Annotated in this window: 22 protein-coding genes and 2 pseudogenes; 10 read left to right on the plus strand and 14 right to left on the minus strand. The window is 34.2% G+C overall.

Annotated features, from left to right (window positions below; translation table 11 throughout):
* Window positions 1–42: 42 nt before the first annotated feature.
* From LIX58_RS05495 to LIX58_RS05520, 6 genes are all read right to left on the minus strand, one after another.
* Entirely contained in the window at window positions 43–828 is a 786-nt protein-coding gene (locus LIX58_RS05495) for an arylamine N-acetyltransferase (protein WP_154837091.1), read from the minus strand.
* A gap of 166 nt (window positions 829–994) precedes the next feature.
* Window positions 995–1,630: an ABC-2 transporter permease gene (locus tag LIX58_RS05500; protein WP_154837093.1), complete on the minus strand. Its 636-nt coding sequence runs from the start codon at window positions 1,628–1,630 to the stop codon at window positions 995–997.
* Window positions 1,630–2,475: an ABC transporter ATP-binding protein gene (locus LIX58_RS05505; protein ID WP_154837095.1), complete on the minus strand. Its 846-nt coding sequence runs from the start codon at window positions 2,473–2,475 to the stop codon at window positions 1,630–1,632. The genes LIX58_RS05500 and LIX58_RS05505 overlap by 1 nt, the downstream gene beginning before the upstream one ends.
* A gap of 88 nt (window positions 2,476–2,563) precedes the next feature.
* A complete protein-coding gene (locus LIX58_RS05510; protein WP_226386152.1) occupies window positions 2,564–3,283 on the minus strand; it encodes a DUF3169 family protein in 720 nt (239 codons plus the stop codon).
* Window positions 3,280–3,483, minus strand: a complete 204-nt coding sequence (locus LIX58_RS05515; protein ID WP_154837099.1) for a helix-turn-helix transcriptional regulator — start codon at window positions 3,481–3,483, stop codon at window positions 3,280–3,282. Before LIX58_RS05515 ends, LIX58_RS05510 begins: the two co-directional genes overlap by 4 nt.
* Window positions 3,484–3,625: 142 nt before the next feature.
* Complete coding sequence (locus LIX58_RS05520) at window positions 3,626–4,108, minus strand: RrF2 family transcriptional regulator (RefSeq protein ID WP_154837101.1); 483 nt, start codon at window positions 4,106–4,108, stop codon at window positions 3,626–3,628.
* A 156-nt stretch (window positions 4,109–4,264) separates the two neighbouring features.
* Here LIX58_RS05520 and LIX58_RS05525 point away from each other — a divergent pair, with 156 nt between their 5' ends.
* The gene (locus tag LIX58_RS05525) at window positions 4,265–5,185 is read left to right on the plus strand and encodes a DMT family transporter (RefSeq protein ID WP_154837117.1); all 921 of its coding nucleotides are present in this window, start codon (window positions 4,265–4,267) and stop codon (window positions 5,183–5,185) included.
* Between the two features lie 431 nt (window positions 5,186–5,616).
* Window positions 5,617–6,786 (plus strand): MFS transporter, encoded by a 1,170-nt coding sequence (locus LIX58_RS05530; protein ID WP_154837119.1) that lies wholly within the window; start codon window positions 5,617–5,619, stop codon window positions 6,784–6,786.
* Window positions 6,787–6,848: 62 nt separating this feature from the next.
* Here the strand turns inward: LIX58_RS05530 and LIX58_RS05535 are convergent, their stop codons facing one another.
* Both LIX58_RS05535 and LIX58_RS05540 read right to left on the minus strand, forming a co-directional pair.
* Window positions 6,849–8,390, minus strand: coding sequence for a bifunctional metallophosphatase/5'-nucleotidase (locus LIX58_RS05535; RefSeq protein WP_154837120.1), 1,542 nt, complete (start codon window positions 8,388–8,390; stop codon window positions 6,849–6,851).
* Between the two features lie 90 nt (window positions 8,391–8,480).
* Window positions 8,481–10,066, minus strand: a pseudogene (locus LIX58_RS05540) (DNA-binding protein).
* Window positions 10,067–10,366: 300 nt separating this feature from the next.
* On the opposite strand from LIX58_RS05540, the gene LIX58_RS05545 reads away from it, so the two are divergent.
* The 5 genes from LIX58_RS05545 (at window position 10,367) to LIX58_RS05565 (ending at window position 14,716) form a co-directional block, all read left to right on the plus strand.
* Window positions 10,367–11,323, plus strand: a complete 957-nt coding sequence (locus LIX58_RS05545; protein WP_154837122.1) for a phosphate/phosphite/phosphonate ABC transporter substrate-binding protein — start codon at window positions 10,367–10,369, stop codon at window positions 11,321–11,323.
* 158 nt (window positions 11,324–11,481) lie between these two features.
* Complete coding sequence (gene phnC / locus LIX58_RS05550; RefSeq protein ID WP_126564547.1) at window positions 11,482–12,255, plus strand: phosphonate ABC transporter ATP-binding protein; 774 nt, start codon at window positions 11,482–11,484, stop codon at window positions 12,253–12,255.
* 1 nt (window position 12,256) lies between these two features.
* Window positions 12,257–13,057: a phosphonate ABC transporter, permease protein PhnE gene (gene phnE, locus LIX58_RS05555; protein WP_154837124.1), complete on the plus strand. Its 801-nt coding sequence runs from the start codon at window positions 12,257–12,259 to the stop codon at window positions 13,055–13,057.
* Entirely contained in the window at window positions 13,054–13,881 is an 828-nt protein-coding gene (phnE, locus tag LIX58_RS05560) for a phosphonate ABC transporter, permease protein PhnE (protein ID WP_154837126.1), read from the plus strand. The genes phnE (LIX58_RS05555) and phnE (LIX58_RS05560) overlap by 4 nt, the downstream gene beginning before the upstream one ends.
* A 184-nt stretch (window positions 13,882–14,065) precedes the next feature.
* A complete protein-coding gene (locus LIX58_RS05565; protein WP_154837128.1) occupies window positions 14,066–14,716 on the plus strand; it encodes an SDR family oxidoreductase in 651 nt (216 codons plus the stop codon).
* 185 nt (window positions 14,717–14,901) lie between these two features.
* On the opposite strand, the gene LIX58_RS05570 is transcribed toward LIX58_RS05565, so the two are convergent.
* On the minus strand, window positions 14,902–15,273 hold the full coding sequence (locus tag LIX58_RS05570; protein ID WP_126564543.1) for a MarR family winged helix-turn-helix transcriptional regulator: 372 nt from the start codon (window positions 15,271–15,273) through the stop codon (window positions 14,902–14,904).
* 213 nt (window positions 15,274–15,486) lie between these two features.
* Here LIX58_RS05570 and LIX58_RS05575 point away from each other — a divergent pair, with 213 nt between their 5' ends.
* A complete protein-coding gene (locus LIX58_RS05575) occupies window positions 15,487–15,864 on the plus strand; it encodes a hypothetical protein (RefSeq protein WP_154837130.1) in 378 nt (125 codons plus the stop codon).
* Window positions 15,865–15,981: 117 nt separating this feature from the next.
* Here LIX58_RS05575 and LIX58_RS05580 read toward each other — a convergent pair whose 3' ends face one another.
* Both LIX58_RS05580 and LIX58_RS05585 read right to left on the minus strand, forming a co-directional pair.
* The gene (locus LIX58_RS05580) at window positions 15,982–16,269 is read right to left on the minus strand and encodes an LPXTG cell wall anchor domain-containing protein (RefSeq protein WP_226386153.1); all 288 of its coding nucleotides are present in this window, start codon (window positions 16,267–16,269) and stop codon (window positions 15,982–15,984) included.
* A 171-nt stretch (window positions 16,270–16,440) separates the two neighbouring features.
* Window positions 16,441–16,824, minus strand: coding sequence for a hypothetical protein (locus tag LIX58_RS05585; RefSeq protein WP_226386154.1), 384 nt, complete (start codon window positions 16,822–16,824; stop codon window positions 16,441–16,443).
* A gap of 215 nt (window positions 16,825–17,039) precedes the next feature.
* Between LIX58_RS05585 and LIX58_RS05590 the strand changes: the two genes are divergently transcribed.
* Complete coding sequence (locus LIX58_RS05590; protein ID WP_226386155.1) at window positions 17,040–17,522, plus strand: GNAT family N-acetyltransferase; 483 nt, start codon at window positions 17,040–17,042, stop codon at window positions 17,520–17,522.
* 780 nt (window positions 17,523–18,302) lie between these two features.
* Window positions 18,303–18,422 (plus strand): annotated as a pseudogene (locus LIX58_RS12655) (KxYKxGKxW signal peptide domain-containing protein); the annotation flags it as partial.
* 50 nt (window positions 18,423–18,472) lie between these two features.
* Here the strand turns inward: LIX58_RS12655 and LIX58_RS12660 are convergent.
* The 3 genes from LIX58_RS12660 to LIX58_RS12670 form a co-directional block, all read right to left on the minus strand.
* Window positions 18,473–18,670 carry a hypothetical protein gene (locus LIX58_RS12660; RefSeq protein WP_226386156.1) on the minus strand — a complete coding sequence of 66 codons (198 nt, stop codon included), beginning with the start codon at window positions 18,668–18,670 and terminating at the stop codon, window positions 18,473–18,475.
* 495 nt (window positions 18,671–19,165) lie between these two features.
* Window positions 19,166–19,498, minus strand: a complete 333-nt coding sequence (locus LIX58_RS12665; RefSeq protein WP_226386157.1) for a hypothetical protein — start codon at window positions 19,496–19,498, stop codon at window positions 19,166–19,168.
* A gap of 384 nt (window positions 19,499–19,882) precedes the next feature.
* On the minus strand, window positions 19,883–20,008 hold the full coding sequence (locus LIX58_RS12670; protein WP_264177235.1) for a hypothetical protein: 126 nt from the start codon (window positions 20,006–20,008) through the stop codon (window positions 19,883–19,885).
* Window positions 20,009–20,057 lie beyond the last annotated feature (49 nt).

Here is a 20,057-nt window from a genome sequence, read left to right on the forward strand (position 1 = left end):
CTTAATTACACTTTTATGTCTTATTTCGTTTGGAAAATTAATTTATTGTTCGAGTGGTTTGATTGTTACGTCTAGGTTGAAATACTTTTCAAGCATGTCACGATAATTATCTGATGTGACATCAATTTGTTCTTTATTATCTTGTTTACTTAATGTCAGATGGTTAAACGACATCGTAGCACGTCCGAATAATTGTGGTTTTGTAATCATGAGTTGTTTTACAAAGATAGACTCAGGATTTTTAGAATTATATTCAATCATATCGTCGAAATCATGAATATTTTGGGGTTTCATTTCAGCTTCGTAACGTGTAACCCATTGTTCATTTTCAAGTTTTTGTACGCTATATGTGTCTTCATTTTCAGAAATAGCACGAAATTGGCCAGTTAAATCTGTAACAGGATGTGTTGGATCTAGGGAAGCGATACGTAATGATTGTAAAGGTAAGTCGCCAAAGCCTACGTCAGCTACATAATTGATATTATCAATAGGAACTACGAGTGACATATGAGAACCATGAGGACTTGTATGCCCACCGGGTTGATGTACAGTTGCTGGCATGCGATGTACAGTGAAACCTTTTTCTTCAAGGTAGGTACCGAAGAAGTGGTTCATTTCATAGCAGAAACCACCTCGATGCTGATTGATTATTTTATCGAACAGATTGTCAATCTCTACAGAGATAGGTACGTCGTTTTGTACATTTATATTTTCAAAAGGCACCGTCATCATATATCGATTTATATAATAATCGAGTGCTTCAACTGTGGGATGGTCGTATTGTGAAGCATCTATACCCAAATAGCGTTCAATAGCTTGTATATCCATTAAATGAGGACTCCTTTGTTAAAAGCTTTTATTAATCCATACCCTATAATGAAGGAATGACGCATATAGACTTTAGGACGCAAAAAAAGTTCTAAACATTGGATAGCTGTTGCTTCCTAGTGTTTAGAACCAATTATATGTGTATTCATGTTTTATAATCTGAACTTTATAACTCTTGTTTGTTGAAAATGGCTAATGAAATAAAATAAGAAGCCACTAAACAAATCAAACCAAGTATTGCATATAAACTAATGAAAAGGATATCTGTAGGATTTGTTCCTAAATCAGAGAATGAACCTGAACGTGCAATGGCAGACATAATAACACCAAAGTAAGTAATAAAGAATAAAATAAGAACGATAACCGATGTTGAAATCATGATGACATTTGAATTTTCAGGACCAAATTTAAATGTTAACGGGAACATGATAGCATATGTTCCTGCCGCACCAATACCTACTAAACCTGAAATAAGTGTTAACATTAAATTCTGATGTATCGCTAATACTGCAATTAAACCAATAATTAATCCGATAAAGATGAGTATGCCATAAAATGCGAAATAGCTTTTAACATAAGCACTACGGTGTGATGGCAATGTTGAGACATAATACATCCACTTAGAGTCTTTTTCACGTTTTAAGTTATCTGTCACCGGTGACAATAAGAAAATCATTGGTAAGAAGCATGCCATTGCTGGGTTTATGAAGGCAAATAAGAAACTTGCTATAATGGCTACAATTAAATATGTGATAAGTGACTTTTTAGATGCGTAAAAACTACTTAATATTAGACCTTTCATTATTTATCACCTCTCATAATTAATTTTGTCGCGTCATCAATATTGTTAAGTGGGTGAGCGTTCGTAACACTAGACCAATCTTTGATTAAGATTTGGCGTTTACCTTGTCTTACTCTTGATGCAATGATGATGTCTTGTGGAATTTCTAAATCATCATGTTCATCAATTTCTACAATTCCGTATTGATTTAACAAGTGTTCTTTACTTTCTTGAAGTGCAATTTCACCATCACGCATAAAGATTAATTTTGTAGCTAAATGTTCTATATCTTCGGAAATATGAGATGAAATGAGTATGCCATTACCCTCTGAAATATAGTCTTCCAACATTTCAATGACTTCTTCACGCCCTGATACGTCCATACCAGCAGTTGCTTCGTCCAGTATGAGTAATTTTGTATCATGCGCTAAAGCCATGGCTAAGGCTGCTTTCATACGCATTCCTCTTGAGAATGTTTTAATTTGAGCGTTAGTTGGTAATTCGAAACGTTGAATGACTTCAAAGAAACGATCGCTGTTCCATGTTTTGAAAATATTCGCAAAAACTTTATCCATATCTTTGATTTCGAGTTTTTCTGGGACACGTAAATCATCAAATACGACGCCTATATGTTCTTTATAATCATGATCTTTGTCAGATACTACTTTATCAAAGAATGAAATTTCTCCAGAATCTTTGAAACGATTGCCTACCAACGTATTAATTAGCGTTGATTTACCGGAACCGTTCTTTCCAACTAACCCAATTACTTCGCCGGGTTTTAAAGTGAAAGAAATATCACTTAAGTTAAAGTTGGATTTCTTATAAGATTTGTTCAGGTGTTGCACTTGCAAAAGATGTTCCATAGTAATCCTCTCTTTCTGTAGATAGCATAGAATTTATTGGATTTTTAATTTGTTACTTTCATCATAGTATAAATTTAGCAATAAATAATTAGGATTTATAAAATTTACGTACTTTTAACATATAACCAAATGTGTTGTAAGCGAATAAGATGATTAAGATGCCAATGCCAATTGCTTGGTTAATACCTGTAATAATTGAAAAGATACCTAAGAACATAGCACCTATCATTATTAAGGAAATATTGACGTGATACACTTTAAACATTGATTCAAGTGTAATATGACGCTCACCTTCATCCATATTTTGTAAAATGCGTTCTGTATAGTTGGCTTCGCCTTGTTTAGGCATACGCGTGTCATACTTTCTATAAAAGAAACCAAACATGGTTGACAGAATTAATGTCAATATAAATGGCACAATGACTAAAAATAAAATAGATGATGGGCCATTACCTAAGGCAATAATAAATATATTTAATAAAGCGATTAATATTGTAATGTAATATAATGTGCCAGTTCTCATGAAAGTTAAATTAGCTTTTTGATCATATTGGTCGAGGTTAATATCACTGGCATTTTCAGTTTTATGTTTGTATTTTAAAGATGTCTGAGAGGTCTTCCAAATCGCTAAGATAAGTCCAATATTAATTAATGAAGCGATAATGGTAACAATAATCGTGAAACTGTATGAAGCGAAATGTAAGCTACCGAAGATGTTCCCATCACTTAACATTCCTATTGAGCTACCTATCATTCCACCAATGATACCTCCTATCAATAAATAGAGTAAATATCTACCTACTTTCATAAATCTTCCTCCTCGAATATAAAGACGTTTTCAACTTGTTCATTAAATATGCGTGCAATTTTAACTGCGGTTAAGATGGATGGCATAAAATCATTACGTTCAATCAAAGAAACCGTTTGACGCGAAATGCCGGCTTTTTGTGCGAGTTGTGTTTGATTGTAGCCATCGCGAGCACGTAATTCTTTTAGGCGATTTCGCAATTTAATCAACTCCTTAATTGATACGATACATCATCTTAGTCATTTTGACAAATATAATAGTCAAAAAGACGCTTATTTTTGTCATTAAAGTTATAAAAGTAGCCTTCGGGTTGTCTGATATTAGACGTCCGGAAGGATTAACTCATTGTGTTTTACCATTAGCAGAAATCCATAGGAATAGTTCTTCAAGGTTATACTTTTCATCGATTGATTGGTTAACATCTTTCAAAGTAATTGAAGATAATGTAGATATTAAGGTCTCTTCAATATTGTTAAGTGCATGACTCACAACACATAGTTCAGCTTTTTGGCCTTCATTTTCACCTAAAAAAGATTTCAATAAATGTTGGCTCGAGAAAATCTTATCTCGGCCTTCAATTGCTAAAAAGACATCATAAAATGTGATTTCACTTAGAGGCTTATTGAGAGAAAAACCTCCATTTTTGCCAGGTGCTGAATGAACAAGTCCTTCTTTCGCTAGAGACTTAATAATTTTCTTCAAGTAAGAGTCTGAAACGTTTAAACGTTCGCTTAACGTTGTGGAAGTCAATACATGATGTTGAGGGAGATGATTGAGAATTAATAAAACATAAATGGCCTGTTCCCATCCTTTAGATAGTTTCATAAACGTTCACCTGTTTCTTCTGATTTATTCAATTATAAAATATAATATAAAAATTTTATATATTATCATTGAAAAATAAAGGAGTGCATTTATAATGTTAATTAAAGACAAAGAATATCTTAATTATCTTTAATGAATAATTTGGAGATGACATCTATGAAATTACAGCAACGTTCTTATTTATCTTTTTATGTTTGTATTATTTTAACAACAATATGTATGGGATCTTCTTTTCCAACAGGAAAGTATTTGATTTCGATTGAGCACGTTCCTCCAATGTTACTTGGAGGATGGCGTTTCATTATAGCAGGGCTTCTTATTTTAATTTTTATTTTATTGAAAAGGGGCATTCAAGAAGTACTACCTGAAAGTAATGGTAGCATTTTTAAAGGATTTGTATTTGTATCGGTTATTGGCTTGTTACAAACGGCTGGAACGATGGGGTTATTAAATATTGCAATGGCATTTGGCGTATCGTCTTCAATGTCAGCAGTCTTACTCTTCACGAATCCTTTATGGTTAGCCGTGCTTGCGCATTTCTTATTAAACGAACGTTTAACGAAGGTGAAATGTTTTGCATTGGTATTAGGCATTACGGGTGTGGCTATTTGTTTAGGGTTAGATCGTACGTTATTAGGTTGGGGTGCGCTTGTAGCTTTATGTGGTTCGTTATGTTGGGCGTGTAATACAATTGTGACAAAACAGTTTGTCTTTGATAAAGGGGCTTGGGTATTAACAGGTTGGCAATTATTATTAGGTGGGCTAATCATGTTGTTTATAAGTGTCATCCTAAGAGAGCATTATTCAATCACATACTTAAATGGGTGGGGATGGCTATGGTTTTGGTGGCTTGTCTTCCCAGCGTCAATCGGTTCATTTGGATTATGGTTTAGCAGTTTGAAAATGCGTGGTGCTACGATTGCGAGTAGTTTTCTATTTTTAGTACCCTTATTTTCTACCATTTTTTCAATTATAGGTTTAGGCGAACCTTTTACACTTCATATTATGGTAGGTGGCTTGTGCGTTATTATTGCGCTATTTTTTATTAATTATTCGCCACGTCATTCTAATAATTAAGTAAATAAATTTTAAAAAAAACGAATAACTCCGCTTAACAGTTCTGGGATGGAAGTCACAATAAGCTCCCAGAACGTTTTTTTATTCTTTTTTTGAATTAGATATACTGACATTCCTTTAAATTAATTCTTGCATAATAGATTTTCTCCTAAAAATGAGAAGTAATTTAGAATACGTTATTAAAATTTTTTAAATGTATATATCAATAAAATTGAATAAATATACAGGAGTGAAAAGTGTATTAAGTCATTATAACCTTAGGTAAAACTTCTTAAATTATCTTAATTTTAATACAATGAAAATTTATGAAAACTTATGAGATAAGACTTTCAAGGAATTAAAAAATATGAACAAACCTCTTCACATGACATACATTTTTTTGTAATATAGCTATCGTATTATTAAAAATGAATAAAAAGGAGGAGGCAATAATGAAGGATAACAGAATGATGTTTTTCATATTTATGCTAGGTACCTTTACAGTGGGCATGGCTGAATATGTTGTGACAGGTTTATTGACACAAATTGCAGGAGATATGAAAGTTTCGATTTCGAGCGCAGGTCTATTGATTAGCGTTTATGCGGTGAGCGTAGCAGTCATCGGACCATTTATGCGCATATTTACTATGAAAGTTCATGCACAACGTTTATTACCTATATTAGTAGCGATATTTATAGGAAGTAATATTATTGGAATGTTAGCGCCCAACTTTCCTATTTTGCTGTTATCCCGATTGCTTTCTGCTTCAATGCATGCGCCGTTCTTTGGTGTATGTATGAGTGTGGCGGCTGCTGTGGCGCCACGTGGTAAACAGCCACAAGCGATTGCATTAGTACAAGCAGGCTTAACGATTGCAGTTATGATAGGTGTACCATTCGGATCATTCTTAGGTGGTTTCGCAAATTGGCGCGTTGTTTTTGGTGTAATGATTGGTTTAGCTATCATTACAATGTTAGGTATGATTAAATTTGTACCTAATGTAACTTTAAGTACAGAAACGAATATTAAAGGTGAATTAAAAGTATTTAAAAATCCACATATTTTAATTATTATGTCTATTATTATATTTGGTTATTCTGGTGTGTTTACAACGTATACATTTATGGAACCGATGATTCACAAATTTTCACCATATGGCATCGTAGGTCTGACGCTATGTCTATTTATGTTCGGTTTAGGCGGTGTAGCGGGAAATCTTATCACTGGTAGCGTGCCTGAACCAAAATTAACGAAATTTTTATTCTACACATTTTTATTATTGTTCTTAACGATTATTTCATTCGTGACAGCTGTGCATAGCGCAATTTTAGCAATTATTATTTGTTTCTTATTCGGTTTCGGTACGTTTGGTACAACGCCATTACTTAACAGTAAGATTATTTTAAGTGCGAAAGAAGCGCCGTTACTTGCTAGTACGTTAGCTGCTTCAATCTTTAATGTTGCTAACTTTTTAGGCGCATTGATTGGTTCAATTCTATTATCAATTGGTTTCCCTTATCTAATCATTACGTTCGTATCTGGTGGCATTATTATTTTTGGTATTTTACTGAATACGTTAAATCATTTTTATGAAAAGAAAAATATCCAATTTGAAGAATAAAGTAATACCTCTAACATGAGTAGTTGAAAGTACTGATGTTAGAGGTATTTTTGTTAACTTATTTAAATGGTTACTTCGAAATTCACCACTTGTGGAAGGCTGTCGAGATTGTGAGTTGTCATATAATCGATTAATACTTGCGCGCCTTCTTCTTGAATGTCTTTCACTACAGGCGCTTGAGCGAACATGTCATAATTTCCGCCACCAACGGCACGATAATTATTCACGCAAATTGTGTACTTTTGTGTTTCGTTTAAAGGTGTGTCTCCTACTTTAATATCTGTGACGCGTTGGCCAATAGGTCGTCCTACGTGAATCGTGTAGCTTATCCCACCGTAGATATCGTAGTTAAAGTGTTGCGGTTTAGGATATAAGAACGACTCGTTAATAGTGATTTCATTATTGGCATCTAGCGCAAAGTAGCTTGCTGATCGTTCCAGTGCTTCTTTAATGGCGGCTCCTGAGAGTTCAAGGACTTGGAATGTGTTAGGGAATGGATAGTTATTAATAATATCTCGCATAGTCACTTGTGTATTAAAGCCAGCTGCTGAATCGAATAAAGCTGTACTTGCTATATCGGCACCACTTTTCTCTAACAAGATGAGATTAATTAAATTAAGAAGCGGATGAGGTTTTACGCGCGCTTCAAATTTGTCTTCTACTAACATAGGTTCAGGTAGCGTCGTGATATTTGTATCTAGCCAGTCTTCTAAATCGTTTAAAAGTGAAGCATCTTCTGGTAATAATTCAAAATCTGTTTCTGAAGTAACAGGTAGTAAGGCTACTTGTTTATTAATAATTTGATGTTGGTCATTTAATGTTAATGTAACTTTACCAACTTGTGTGGCGCGAGTGCCTGGTTGAATCACTGCTGTATCGTATTTTACTGTTGCGATATCGCGATGTTGATGACCTGTAATTAACACATCGATTGAATCATGAAATTGATTTAGAATCTCTGAGGCTTCGTTCTCGCCTGATAAAGTTTCTGTCGGTTCATTAGTGTCAATGTCTCTTTCGAACCCACCATGATACGACACGACAACGATGTCTGCTTTGTTGCGTACGTCAGGTAATAATTGTGACAGTGTGTCTACGGCGCTATGGAATTGTAGGTCTTTGATATGGTTGGGTTGTTCCCAGTTAGGTATGTATTGTGTTGTTAAGCCAATGACGCCGACTGTGAGGCCTGCCTTTTCAAAAAAATGAATACCCTTACCTGTGAATGGCTGGTGCTGTGTATCTAAGATGTTGGCGCATAGGACTGGGTGGTGTAGCTGGTTAAGTGTGTCTTTGAGGTAGGGAATTCCGTAATTAAATTCGTGGTTGCCAATTGTGCCAAAATCGAAGTTGAGTCGGTTGTAAATATTAGTTAATGGGGCACTTGTTTGGCGTTCAGAAACTAAGTAATTGCATAATGGGGCGCCTTGTAGGAAGTCGCCGTTATCTATTTTAAAGCTAATATCATCTTGTGAGCGTTCACTTTCGATTAAATGATTGGCTTTCAATAGGCCCATCGGTAACTGCTGGTTGCGTGATGAGAAGTCTGTGGGAAAGATGTAGCCGTGTACGTCGCTTACGATGTAAAAAGAGAGTTGTGTCATAGTATCGTCCTTTCGTAAAAAAGAGATAAAGAAGGGCACGTTTGGGTAGTATACGCTATCTTCTTATATCTCTTTAGGATTGTTTTAAGATTATTGAATTGAGCCTGTGGCAAGTGTTTTATTACCTTGTTTTAGGCGAATGTTTGCGCCTGAAATATTTGTATTTACTTTGGCGGTGAATGTGAGTGTGGCGTTGCCTTCATTGTCTGTGGTTACACTTTGAGGTTGGCTATAACCAGGGTCGTCATAGTTTTTATCGTCTTGAGTGAAACTAGCTAATTGCATGCCACCATCTTGATAAATCGATAATTTTAAGTGATTGAGCGTTTTACTTTGTTCCATCTTACTTAAATTAACGGTGATTTGGAATGGTTTGTTGGGTTGAATATTATCTGGTAAGTGAAATTGCACGTTGCCATTTGTTGTATGAGCAGATGAAGGTGTCTTTGTGTCGCTTCCTTTTGAATTACCATCATTATCGTTGTGACTAGCATTTGAATCGTTACTTTGGTCGTTCGTTGATTTTTTTGCGCCGTAACTACCAGGTGCGAATGTTGAGCGATCATACCATTTGTAACCTTGTTCTGGTTGGGACCACGGTTCTTTTTGAGTTTCCGTTGAATTTTGTGGTGTTTCGAATGATAGTGTAGGTGTTGGTTGATCTAATTTAATGCCACTTTCTTTCATGCTCGTTACATTGTCTACTTTTCCAAACCAATCTGTAATATTCGTTAAAAGTTGGCCATTGTCTTCTTCTTTAAAGCCATCGTAAGTCTTCTTAGTCTGACCGTTATCTTCACGTTTGTACTTCGGCGTGCTATCTTCTACAAGCGATGAATCGCCAATAAAGGCTGCTTTACCTTTGCCGACTTTCGCAATCGCAACATAAGGCCCTTCAGCTACGCCCCCACCATTATAAATACCTTGGTCTACAGCGTGAGACCATTTCTGTTTAGATGATAAATGTTCAGGTGTATAAATAATACCTTTCGCTTTCGTAGGATCTGTAATTGCTAATGTTGAACCAGAATGCATGGATACAGAGTGAATACCTTGAGTGATGCCAAAACTTTCTGAACTAGGAACAATATTTTGTGTATTCAAATCACCAAGTGCGTTGTATCTGAAGCGGATACCAAAGTTGTCAGATAACCAATCTGAGCTCTTTACACCTTGCATAGCTTGTGAATTCTTCTCGTCAGCAGTCATATCTTTCGTCATATCTGCATAAGCGCCACGGCGATAACCGTTCATGGCCTCTGAAGAGCAATGCGATTTAAATTTCTGTCCGCGTTATAATGGTCAGCGATAAAGATAATGTTGCCACCATTTTTTACATAATTAACCATAGCTTGTTGTTCATTTTCTTTAAAAGGGATGTTGGCTTCAGGAATCACTAATATCTTACTGTTACTCAAAGTTTGGTCATTGATATTATCTTCGCCGTCAATTTCTTTTACAGTGTAGCCTTGTTGTCTCATTGAATCAGCGTAATCAGAGAAACCGCCATCCATCACCCAATCCGCAGCACCAGCCGTTTGTGCATGTGATGCATCAAATAATACGGTTTGCGAATTGTTAGCAGTATGACTTTGTGCAGCGTGACTTACCTGTAAGCCTGTTAATGAAATCGTCGAGGCTAATAAGGTTGAACTTAACACTTTAATCAGTTTCATATATTTTTCTCCTATTATTGAACTATGTGTATGATTTATTAAGACATTTTTCATTTTTGAAAAGTAAGAAATAGGCTAAGTAGCCCACATAGAAAAAGTATAATAAAAAATTTGATATTCAAGATAATGTTAAGCGAATATTTAAGAAAAGTTTACATTTCATTCATATTATAAACAGATTCTATAAAATTTTCACAAATAATAAATATTATTTAACTTAATGTTGTGATAATCTTATAAATGTCATATAGAATGACAATTTACACTATTTTATACATATCGAACGGGGGCATTACAGTTATGAAGCAAATGAAGTATCTTTTAGTTCTTGCTTTAACAGTTCTTATTTTTGCGGCGGCATGTGGAAATAATAGCTCATTAGATAGCAAGAACAAAAGCTCTGACAGCGGGTCAGATTCTAAAGATGGTTACACACCTAAAGAGTTAACAGTACAATTCGTTCCATCACAAAATGCAGACACACTTGAAGCAAAAGCAAAGCCACTTGAAAAATTATTATCTAAAAAATTAGGCATTCCAGTAAAAGTATCTGTTTCAACTAACTACAATACAATCGTTGAAGCAATGAAATCTAAAAAAGTAGACGTAGGTTTCTTACCACCAACTGCATACACTTTAGCACATGATCAAAAAGCGGCTGACTTATTATTACAAGCACAACGTTTTGGTGTTAATGATGACGGTTCAAGTTCAAAAAAACTTGTGAAAGACTATAAATCAGAAATCTTAGTTAAAAAAGATTCTGGTATTAATAGCTTAAAAGACTTAAAAGGTAAAAAAATCGCATTACAAGACGTTACTTCAACAGCAGGTTACACATTCCCTATCTCAACGCTTAAAGAAGAAGCTGGTATTGACGCAACAAAAGATATGAAAATCGTAAACATGAAAGGTCATGACCAAGCAGTTATTTCATTATTAAATGGCGATGTAGATGCAGCTGCAGTATTCCAAGATGCTCGTAACATTGTTAAGAAAGACCAACCAAATGTATTTAAAGACACTAAAATTTTAAAATTAACAGAACCAATTCCTAACGATACAATCTCTGTTCGTCCAGACATGAACAAAGATTTCCAAGAAAAACTTAAAAAAGCATTTAAAGACATTGCTAAATCTAAAGAAGGTCACAAAATTATCAGTGAAGTGTACTCTCATGAAGGTTACACAGATGCTAAAGATGAGGACTTCGATATCGTAAGAAAATATGAAAAACAAGTTCAAGATATGAAATAAATTGTGAAATAGAGATTGAGTCAGTCACTTCTTGAATGGAGAAGGATGTAGGCTATCTCAGTTTTTAGCAACACTGTAATTAAATAAGTGACAAGGAAAAGCTAAGTCCACGACAATTGGGCATAGCTTTTCTTTGTAAAATGAAGGGTGTTAAGTAAATGAGTCAAATTGAATTTAAAGATGTTAACAAAGTGTATCCTAATGGACACGTCGGTTTGAAGGATATCAACTTAAATATCGAAAAGGGCGATTTCGCCGTTATTGTTGGGTTATCAGGGGCAGGTAAATCTACATTATTAAGATCGGTGAATCGACTTCATGATATTACTTCTGGGGAAATTATCATTGAAGGTAAATCGATTACTAAAGCTAAAGGTAAAGAATTATTAATGATGCGACGTAATATTGGAATGATCTTCCAACACTTTAATCTTGTAAAACGTTCTTCAGTGTTACGTAATGTATTGAGTGGTCGAGTGGGGTATCATCCTACTTGGAAAATGGTCTTAGGATTATTCCCGAAAGAAGATAAAGTGAAGGCAATGAATGCGTTAGAACGTGTCAATATTTTAGATAAATATGATCAACGTTCAGATCAATTATCAGGTGGACAACAACAACGTATCTCTATCGCACGCGCACTTGCACAAGAACCAGCCATCATCTTAGCCGATGAACCTGTAGCGTCGTTAGACCCTTTAACAACGAAACAAGTAATGGATGATTTAAAGAAGATTAATGAAGAATTAGGTATTACGATTCTTATTAACTTGCACTTTGTAGATTTAGCCCTTGAATATGGTACACGTATCATTGGTTTACGCGCTGGTGAACTAGTATATGATGGTCCTGCGAGTGAAGCTACAGAAGATGTATTTAATGAAATTTATGGTCGTAAACTTAAAGATGATGAGAAGCTAGGGGTGGAGTAATATGGCGACACCTACAACGAGTAAATATGATCAATATTTAAATAAGAAGTTTTCGCTTAAGACAAGTTTTACAATTTTTCTTGTAATCGCGTTAGTCATTTGGAGCTTTTTATATACAGGCTTTAGCTTTGGTGACTTAATGGTAGGGTTACCTCAAATTGTTTCATTCTTTGGACAGATGGTACCTCCTGATTGGGAATATTTAAGTACCATTACGAAACCTATGTTAGATACCATTCGTATGGCTATTGTAGGGACATTTTTAGGAGCGATAGTATCTATTCCAATCGCTTTAATCTGTGCTAGTAATATTGTTAAAACGAAATGGATTACGATTCCTGCGCGTTTTATCTTAAATATCGTGCGTACCATTCCTGACTTACTATTAGCTGCCATCTTTGTAGCTGTCTTTGGTATTGGCCAAATTCCTGGGGTGTTAGCTTTATTCATTCTAACCATTTGTGTTATCGCGAAACTATTATACGAAGCGCTTGAAACGATTGACCCAGGTCCAATGGAAGCAATGACGGCAGTGGGTGCAAATAAAACGAAGTGGATTATATTTGGTGTTGTTCCTCAAATACTATCTACGTTCTTCTCATATGTATTATTCGCATTCGAAATTAACATTCGTGCTTCAGCGGTACTTGGTCTTGTAGGCGCTGGTGGTATTGGTTTATTCTACGATTCAACATTAGGCTTATTCCAATATCCTAAAACTGCGATGATTATCCTATTTACATTAGTCATTGTTGTAATTATTGATTACGTAAGTTCGAAAGTGAGGGAACAACTCGCATGACACAAAATGAGCATAAGTTAGAACAAAAGTATCCCGTTAAATCAAAAAAACATAAGCAAAAATTAATTAAAAATTGGATCATCGCTATTGTCGTTTTAGCAATCATTGTGTGGGGCTTTGCTGGCATGCCTGCACTCGAGCTGAAATCTAAATCTATTGAAATTTTAAAGTCAATCTTTAAAGGCTTATTCCATCCCGATTGGGGTTATGTTTACATACCAGCTGGAGAAGACTTATTACGTGGCTTACTTGAAACATTTGCCATTGCTGTCATTGGTACTTTTATTGCGGCAATTATCTGTATCCCGTTTGCATTTTTAGGCGCGCGTAACTTAGTTAAAGCACGTCCAGTTACTGGCATTACTAAATTTATTTTAAGTGTGATTCGCGTATTCCCTGAAATTGTTATGGCACTTATTTTCATTAAAGCAGTAGGTCCTGGTTCATTTTCTGGAGTTTTAGCGCTTGGTATTCACTCTGTAGGGATGTTAGGAAAGCTATTTGTAGAAGATATCGAACGTTTAGATTTTGCGTCTGTTGAATCTTTAAAAGCAAGCGGTGCAAATAAAACGAAGACATTAGTGTTTGCAGTTATTCCACAAATATTACCTTCATTTTTATCACTAGTGTTATACCGCTTTGAATTAAATTTACGTTCAGCTTCAATCTTAGGTTTGATTGGTGCAGGGGGTATCGGTACACCGTTAATCTTTGCGCTTCAAACGCGTTCATGGGATCGTGTAGGTATCATCTTAATTGGCTTAGTGATTATGGTAGCTATCGTCGATTTAATTTCTGGTGCCATCCGTAAACGTATTGTGTAATATTGTTATTTATTAATTTGAAAAGAAGAGCGGAACAGAAATCTTATTTTTGAATGAGATTTTTGTCCGCTCTTTCTTTTTTAATGTTCAATGTTTTAAAATAAATAAAAAGGCAATGTTATATTATATAATTGATTATAATGCATGTGCATGCATACAAAAATATATTGAAAGGAGTTTTATCATGAACGTATTAGTTGTAGGCGCAAATGGTGCGGTAGGTCGCAAAGTCATTGCACAATTGAGAGATACTGAGCACAGTTCAGTCGCTTTAGTGCGTAAAGAAGAACAAGTTTCAGAATTAGAGAATGTAGGTGCTGATAATGTAGTAATCGGTGACTTAGAAGGAGACATCTCTCAAGCGTTTGATGGTATTGATGCAGTGATCTTCGTCGCAGGTTCAGGCGGTAGTACAGGCGCTGATAAAACATTATTAGTTGATTTATGGGGCTCTAAAAAAGTAGTTGACGCCGCAAGCAAGCACGGCGTTAAAAAATTAGTACAATTAAGTGCTACAGACAGCCCTGATCCAGATAAAGAGTCTGATGATATGCGTCCATATGCAGTCGCAAAACATATGTCAGACTTCTATATTGAACAATCAGATTTAAACTATACCATTGTTCGTCCAGGTCCATTACAAGATGACGAAGGCACAGGTAAAATCAATGCTTCATTCTCAATAGACGGAGATCCAAATAGTTATACTATTTCACGTGACGATGTAGCGACAACATTGATTAATGCATTAGATATTGAGAAAGTCGATAAACAAACGATTTATATCCAAGCCGGTGATACTGACGTTAGAACAGCATTAGAAGAAATTAAATAATGAGTCATAGGTAAAATTTTAGGGAGCGGGACAGAAATTAAAATAATTTTGTCGTCCTGCCCCGGCAAGGATAACTAGAATTGAAAAAAGCTTGATATAAGCGCATTTTCAATTCAGTTAGCTACTGCCAAATGTGAAATAAGCCTGGGACATTATTAAATGTCCCAGGCTCTTATTTACTATTTTTATTGAAAAGTGGCGCGCAGGGTTTCTTCAAATGTCACCTTCACTTCATCGTAGAAGCGGTGACCTTTGTCTGTCATCTTAGCATAAACTCCACGTTTGTCATCACCATAACCTTGACGTCGTATTACACCACAATCTTTTGATTCCATTCTAGTCGCAAGACGTGACATTGCACTTTGACTTAACCCCACTTTATTTTGTAATTCTTTCAATGGTAATTGGTTATCTTCAGCGCAATCTAAATACATTAAGACATAAAATTCTTTCAACGCAAGATGATGGCGCGACATTAAGTCTTGTTCCAGTTGTTTAGACACATTGTTATAAGTAGCTGTAAAATCTAGCCATTTACATACTAATTGATCTGTCATATAAATGCCTCACATTGTTTCATAGTGTAATACATGTATTATAACAATAAATAAATTAGAGTAGTGGAGTTATTCCTTTATTTTGGAAAATGTTGAAAGAGATTGTAGAGAGGTAGTTGAAGTTTACATGGAAACTTACAGAGTTGTAATTTTGAGACTTTCGCCTTACAATACCTCAAATTATATGTTTTTATATAATTGAGGTGAGTAAGTATGAAAGATTTAAATAAAAATTCTTATGTTACAGATCCATATTACGGCAGTAAAAATGAAAATATAGCATCATCATTAAGTTATTTAAGTGTATTTTTTGCACCTATTATATTACCTATTATTATGTGGATAGTAGCTTCACCTCCTGTATCAACACATGCCCGAAAAGCATTATTTAATCATATTATGACATGGGTATGTTTCGCATTAGCACCTTTTGCTTTAATGCTCTTTGCTGGAGGAATGGGCAACGCTACAACAAATGCGGATAGCTGGTTAGTATTTGGCAGTTGGGTTATAACAATTATTTTAGTTGTAGCTGGAATTTATTTATTTATAGTGAACATCGTTAGAGGCATTAAATTATTATTAGTTTAATATTGAATAGTAAAAAGCTATTACACTCAGAACTTAGAAAAACTGAGGTAATAGCTTTTTCATTTTGCATAAAAGAAATGTGTTGCAGTAATAGTAACAGATAATTAGAAAATACAGTTATTGCATTTTAGTAATGACGCGTTTAAGGCTAAGAGAACCTACACCTAAGATAAGCGCCAATAATCCAACATATAGGGGGGTATTTGTGCTAGATTCGCCAGTCTTAGGTAAAGTTGATTGCGCTGTTGCGCCATTCACTTGTTGAGAATGTGATATTGGTTTACTAAGAGTTGTTGATTGATTAGGGTGATTCATAGTTGTTGAGTTTGATTCGTTATGAACATTTGATGCAGTTTGATGTGCTTTTGTATTTGTTGAAGGTTCTTGTCGTTGATGTTGAGGCATAGATGTTTGATGAGTCGATTCTTTAACTAATCCTTGTTGTTCGGCATAACCGTTAAAACCGATATCATTTTCTTCAGCTTTTGATTTAGAAGGATCTTGTTTTTGTTGATGGCTTGATTCTTTAACTAACCCTTGTTGTTCAGGATAACCATTGAAGCCGTTATCATTTTCCTATGCGCTAGATTTGGAAGGATCTTGTGGTGTTGTCTTAGGTGAGTTATTTTCAGGAAAATGATTACCCGAAGTGATAGGATTGCCGTTCGCGTCATGGTTAAACTCAGAATCTGTAGCATTTTCCTCTGAATTTTCAGAAGTGTTATTACCTACATCATGATTAAATCCAGAATCTACGTTGTTATTAGCGTCAACGTCATGATTGAAACCGGGATCTACAGTCTCGTCAGACTGAACAGTAATAGGGTTACCATTCGCATCATGATTGAATTGATTGTCAGTATCATTCGTTGCTGCAAAGGCATGGCCGTGTGACAAAAGTACAAGGGAAGACGTTACAAGCGTTGTTCCAAAAGCATATTTAAATCCTCTTTTAATCAAAGAACTCACTCCTTAGTAATTATCATTCTTCATACATAAAGTTGATAATTTAAAAATTATAAATATCATACTTATGCATGTTTATAAATTAACATATTAAATTAAATACAACCTTAATATTATCTATCAACTAGATGACATTTTTGTCATATCTCAAAAAACATTAATTTATGGTAATGTTGATTAATAAATTCGAAATTTAAAGGAGCCATCAGATGAAGTTTCGCAAAGCGACTATAGAGGATTTGCCAACATTAATTGAATTAGAGAATAAAGGTTTTACGCTTGAAGAAGCGGCTACACCAGAAGCAATCGCACAGCGCATTGAAATCATTTCCGATACTTTTATTATTGCCGAACAAGAAGGCGAAATTGCGGGTTATATCAATGGGCCAGTCATTCCCCAAAAATATATTACTGACGATTTATTTGAAACAATCAAACCCAACCCTGATATCGGTGGATATTTAAGCGTTTTAGGATTAGTTGTTTCTGAAAAGTATCAAAAACAAGGTCTAGGCGGACAATTGCTTAATAAATTCGAAAATATTGCAAGAAAGAATGCAAGATTTGGTGTAACACTTACTTGTCGTGATATGCTCGTTCCATTTTATGAAAAATATGGCTACAAGAACGAAGGTTTATCTGATTCTCAACATGCAAGTGTTCAATGGTATAACTTAGTAAAAGAATTATAGTTAATAAAAATAGGAAGTGCTCTCTATATACTCAAACCATAATTACTAAACAAACCACTTTAGTGTGCAAAACTCACTAAAGTGGTTATTTTCATCTTACTAACATCCACGTTCGAAACTATTTCATTTTTTAATACTTTAGGTGCGATGCCTCTTTCTTAACTTCGCTTATTTTATTGTAAGTAATAACATAACAAACTATTGTTTTTCGCTATTTAAAATTTAGAAAACAAATAAATATAAAAATAACTATTTAAATAGGAAGATAAAAGTTCAAATAAAAGCTATTTTATAAAATATTTTAATTGAGGATTTAGAAAAATTATGTTTGAATACTAAATTATGTGAAATGAGAATAATGAATAGAAATATATTAAGTAAAATTTTATATTGATTTTGATAGATAACGAAATTGTTATATTAACTCATTTTAAGCATGAATATTCATAAATAAGTATAAATAGCACTATTGAAAATACTTTACTTAATTTTATTGAGAGAAAAATATAAAAATGTAAAGGCTGTTAACCTTTATAAATAAGTCAAAATTTTATAAATTGAACACTATGTAAATAAAGTGATAATTTTTTGAAATTAATATTAATGTATAAATAATAGTAAAAATGTAGCATTAAAAATTTATGAGCCATGAAAAATAAATTTTAATTATATTGCTATTTACATATAAATGGTAATATAATAATGAAAATTATATTGAATTGTGAAAAATTAGGTTAATTACATTTTAATAAGTAATATAAATATGGAGATGAAAGTGTTATGTCAAAGAAAGAAAAAGACTTTAAACGGTCCTTTGGGCAAGAAAAAGCTAGAGTTAAACTTTATAAAGCAGGAAAACATTGGGTTAAGGCAGGAATAAGAGAATTTCAACTTTTAAAAATGTTAGGTGTTCCATTTTTAAATAAAGAAATTAATGATGTAAACGATAATCAAATTACGAATAATAGTAGCTTAAAGAAACAAGCGCTAAGAACGACGGGACTAGCAGGTGGTGCATTTACCTTTGCTATGCTTAATGACCACCATGCTTTTGCAGCTTCTGAAACACCAATGACGTCTGAAATTTCATCAAATAGTGCTACAGTAGCTAACCAAAATTCAACAGCTATTTCAAAATCGACAACCAAATCTTCTTCAAATATGACAAGTTCTTCACAAGAACATAGCCAAAATAGTAGGGCTTCTACAGAAAGTCAGGTTAAAACTGATTCAACGACAAATTCAACAGAAACAAGCGTTAATTCTACAAGTGATAAAGAAATGCCTACTTCGGAACATAAAGATAGCACGAGTCATGCTTCAACTTCTGAAAGTGACTCATCAACAAGTGAAGCTCACCAAAATTCTAATAGTGATAAAACAAGTGCATCTAATGAGAACGGAAAATCAAATACTGAGAACACTTCAGAAAGTAATAAAGAAAAGACGTCTGAGAGCCAAGATCAACAATCAGAAAGTGAAAAATCAACATCAAGTTCAGAACATAAAAACTCTCAATCAACTAAAGATTCTGAAAGTAAAAACGATAACAAGACATCAAACTCTTCAGAAAAAGGAGAAGATAAAAAAACAAATACATCTGAAGTAGCTAATAGTACCCAAAAAGACAAATCATCAAATACTCATGGAACATCAGAACACAAATCAACGGAAACATCTGAATCTGATGAGAAGAATAATTCATTAACATCAACTTCTGAAAAGAAAAGTGAATTAACAAGTTCTACAAGCACAAATAAATCTGAGAAAGTTGATGATAAAGATTCATTAACAACTAAATCTACAAGTACATCTGAAAGCCAAGTAAACCGAGACATAGGTTCTAATTTATTAGTAAGTGATTCTACAAGCACGTCTACAAGTTTAACACCAAAAAAGCTAAGAACTTTCAGTAGATTTGCCTTAGCTGCCAACAATACAAGTGCGACTGTAGCTGAGGTAACAAATAATGACATTGTAACGATTAATAAAGATAACTTTACTGATCATTTTAATGTCAAAGACTCTGCTACTTATGATCCTAAAACAGGAATAGTAACTTTAACTCCTGATGAGTTTAATAAAAAAGGTTCAATTACTTTAAACACTAAAATTAATTCAAATAAAAGTTTTCATTTTACAGGAAAAGTTAACCTAGGTAATCGTTATGAAGGATATAATGAAGTTACTAAAGATGGCCAAGTAATATCTGGTGGGGATGGTATTGGCTTTGCCTTTTCACCAGGTAAAATTGATGATACTGGTAAAGAAGGCGCGGCACTAGGAATAGGTGGTTTGAAAAACGCATTCGGCTTTAAGCTTGATACATTCCATAATACTTCAACTCCTAAAGCTGGTTCTCAAGCTGGAGCAGACCCAACTAATGTAAAAGGTGGAGGCGCATTTGGTGCATTTGTTAGTACTAACGCTTCAGGGTATGCCACTACTGAGAGTACAGGAGCAGCTAAATTAAATATACAACCCAAAGATAATTCATTCCAAGATTTTGATATTGACTATAATGGCGATACGAAA

The sequence above is a fragment of the Staphylococcus sp. Marseille-Q1834 genome (assembly GCF_916858875.1).
Classification (GTDB): domain Bacteria; phylum Bacillota; class Bacilli; order Staphylococcales; family Staphylococcaceae; genus Staphylococcus; species Staphylococcus pragensis.

Bases quoted from the DNA above. Each gene is read 5' to 3' on its own strand.
- LIX58_RS05590 (WP_226386155.1), top strand. From the start codon at position 17,040: ATGAAGTTTCGCAAAGCGACTATAGAGGATTTGCCAACATTAATTGAA.
- LIX58_RS05565 (WP_154837128.1), top strand. From the start codon at position 14,066: ATGAACGTATTAGTTGTAGGCGCAAATGGTGCGGTAGGTCGCAAAGTC.
- LIX58_RS05510 (WP_226386152.1), bottom strand. From the start codon at position 3,283: ATGAAAGTAGGTAGATATTTACTCTATTTATTGATAGGAGGTATCATT.
- LIX58_RS05530 (WP_154837119.1), top strand. From the start codon at position 5,617: ATGAAGGATAACAGAATGATGTTTTTCATATTTATGCTAGGTACCTTT.
- LIX58_RS12665 (WP_226386157.1), bottom strand. From the start codon at position 19,498: ATGTCATTATTTGTTACCTCAGCTACAGTCGCACTTGTATTGTTGGCA.
- LIX58_RS05495 (WP_154837091.1), bottom strand. From the start codon at position 828: ATGGATATACAAGCTATTGAACGCTATTTGGGTATAGATGCTTCACAA.
- phnC (WP_126564547.1), top strand. From the start codon at position 11,482: ATGAGTCAAATTGAATTTAAAGATGTTAACAAAGTGTATCCTAATGGA.
- LIX58_RS05575 (WP_154837130.1), top strand. From the start codon at position 15,487: ATGAAAGATTTAAATAAAAATTCTTATGTTACAGATCCATATTACGGC.
- LIX58_RS05520 (WP_154837101.1), bottom strand. From the start codon at position 4,108: ATGAAACTATCTAAAGGATGGGAACAGGCCATTTATGTTTTATTAATT.
- LIX58_RS05505 (WP_154837095.1), bottom strand. From the start codon at position 2,475: ATGGAACATCTTTTGCAAGTGCAACACCTGAACAAATCTTATAAGAAA.
- phnE (WP_154837124.1), top strand. From the start codon at position 12,257: ATGGCGACACCTACAACGAGTAAATATGATCAATATTTAAATAAGAAG.
- LIX58_RS05525 (WP_154837117.1), top strand. From the start codon at position 4,265: ATGAAATTACAGCAACGTTCTTATTTATCTTTTTATGTTTGTATTATT.
- LIX58_RS05570 (WP_126564543.1), bottom strand. From the start codon at position 15,273: ATGACAGATCAATTAGTATGTAAATGGCTAGATTTTACAGCTACTTAT.
- LIX58_RS05580 (WP_226386153.1), bottom strand. From the start codon at position 16,269: ATGCCTCAACATCAACGACAAGAACCTTCAACAAATACAAAAGCACAT.
- LIX58_RS05500 (WP_154837093.1), bottom strand. From the start codon at position 1,630: ATGAAAGGTCTAATATTAAGTAGTTTTTACGCATCTAAAAAGTCACTT.
- LIX58_RS05535 (WP_154837120.1), bottom strand. From the start codon at position 8,390: ATGACACAACTCTCTTTTTACATCGTAAGCGACGTACACGGCTACATC.
- phnE (WP_154837126.1), top strand. From the start codon at position 13,054: ATGACACAAAATGAGCATAAGTTAGAACAAAAGTATCCCGTTAAATCA.
- LIX58_RS05545 (WP_154837122.1), top strand. From the start codon at position 10,367: ATGAAGCAAATGAAGTATCTTTTAGTTCTTGCTTTAACAGTTCTTATT.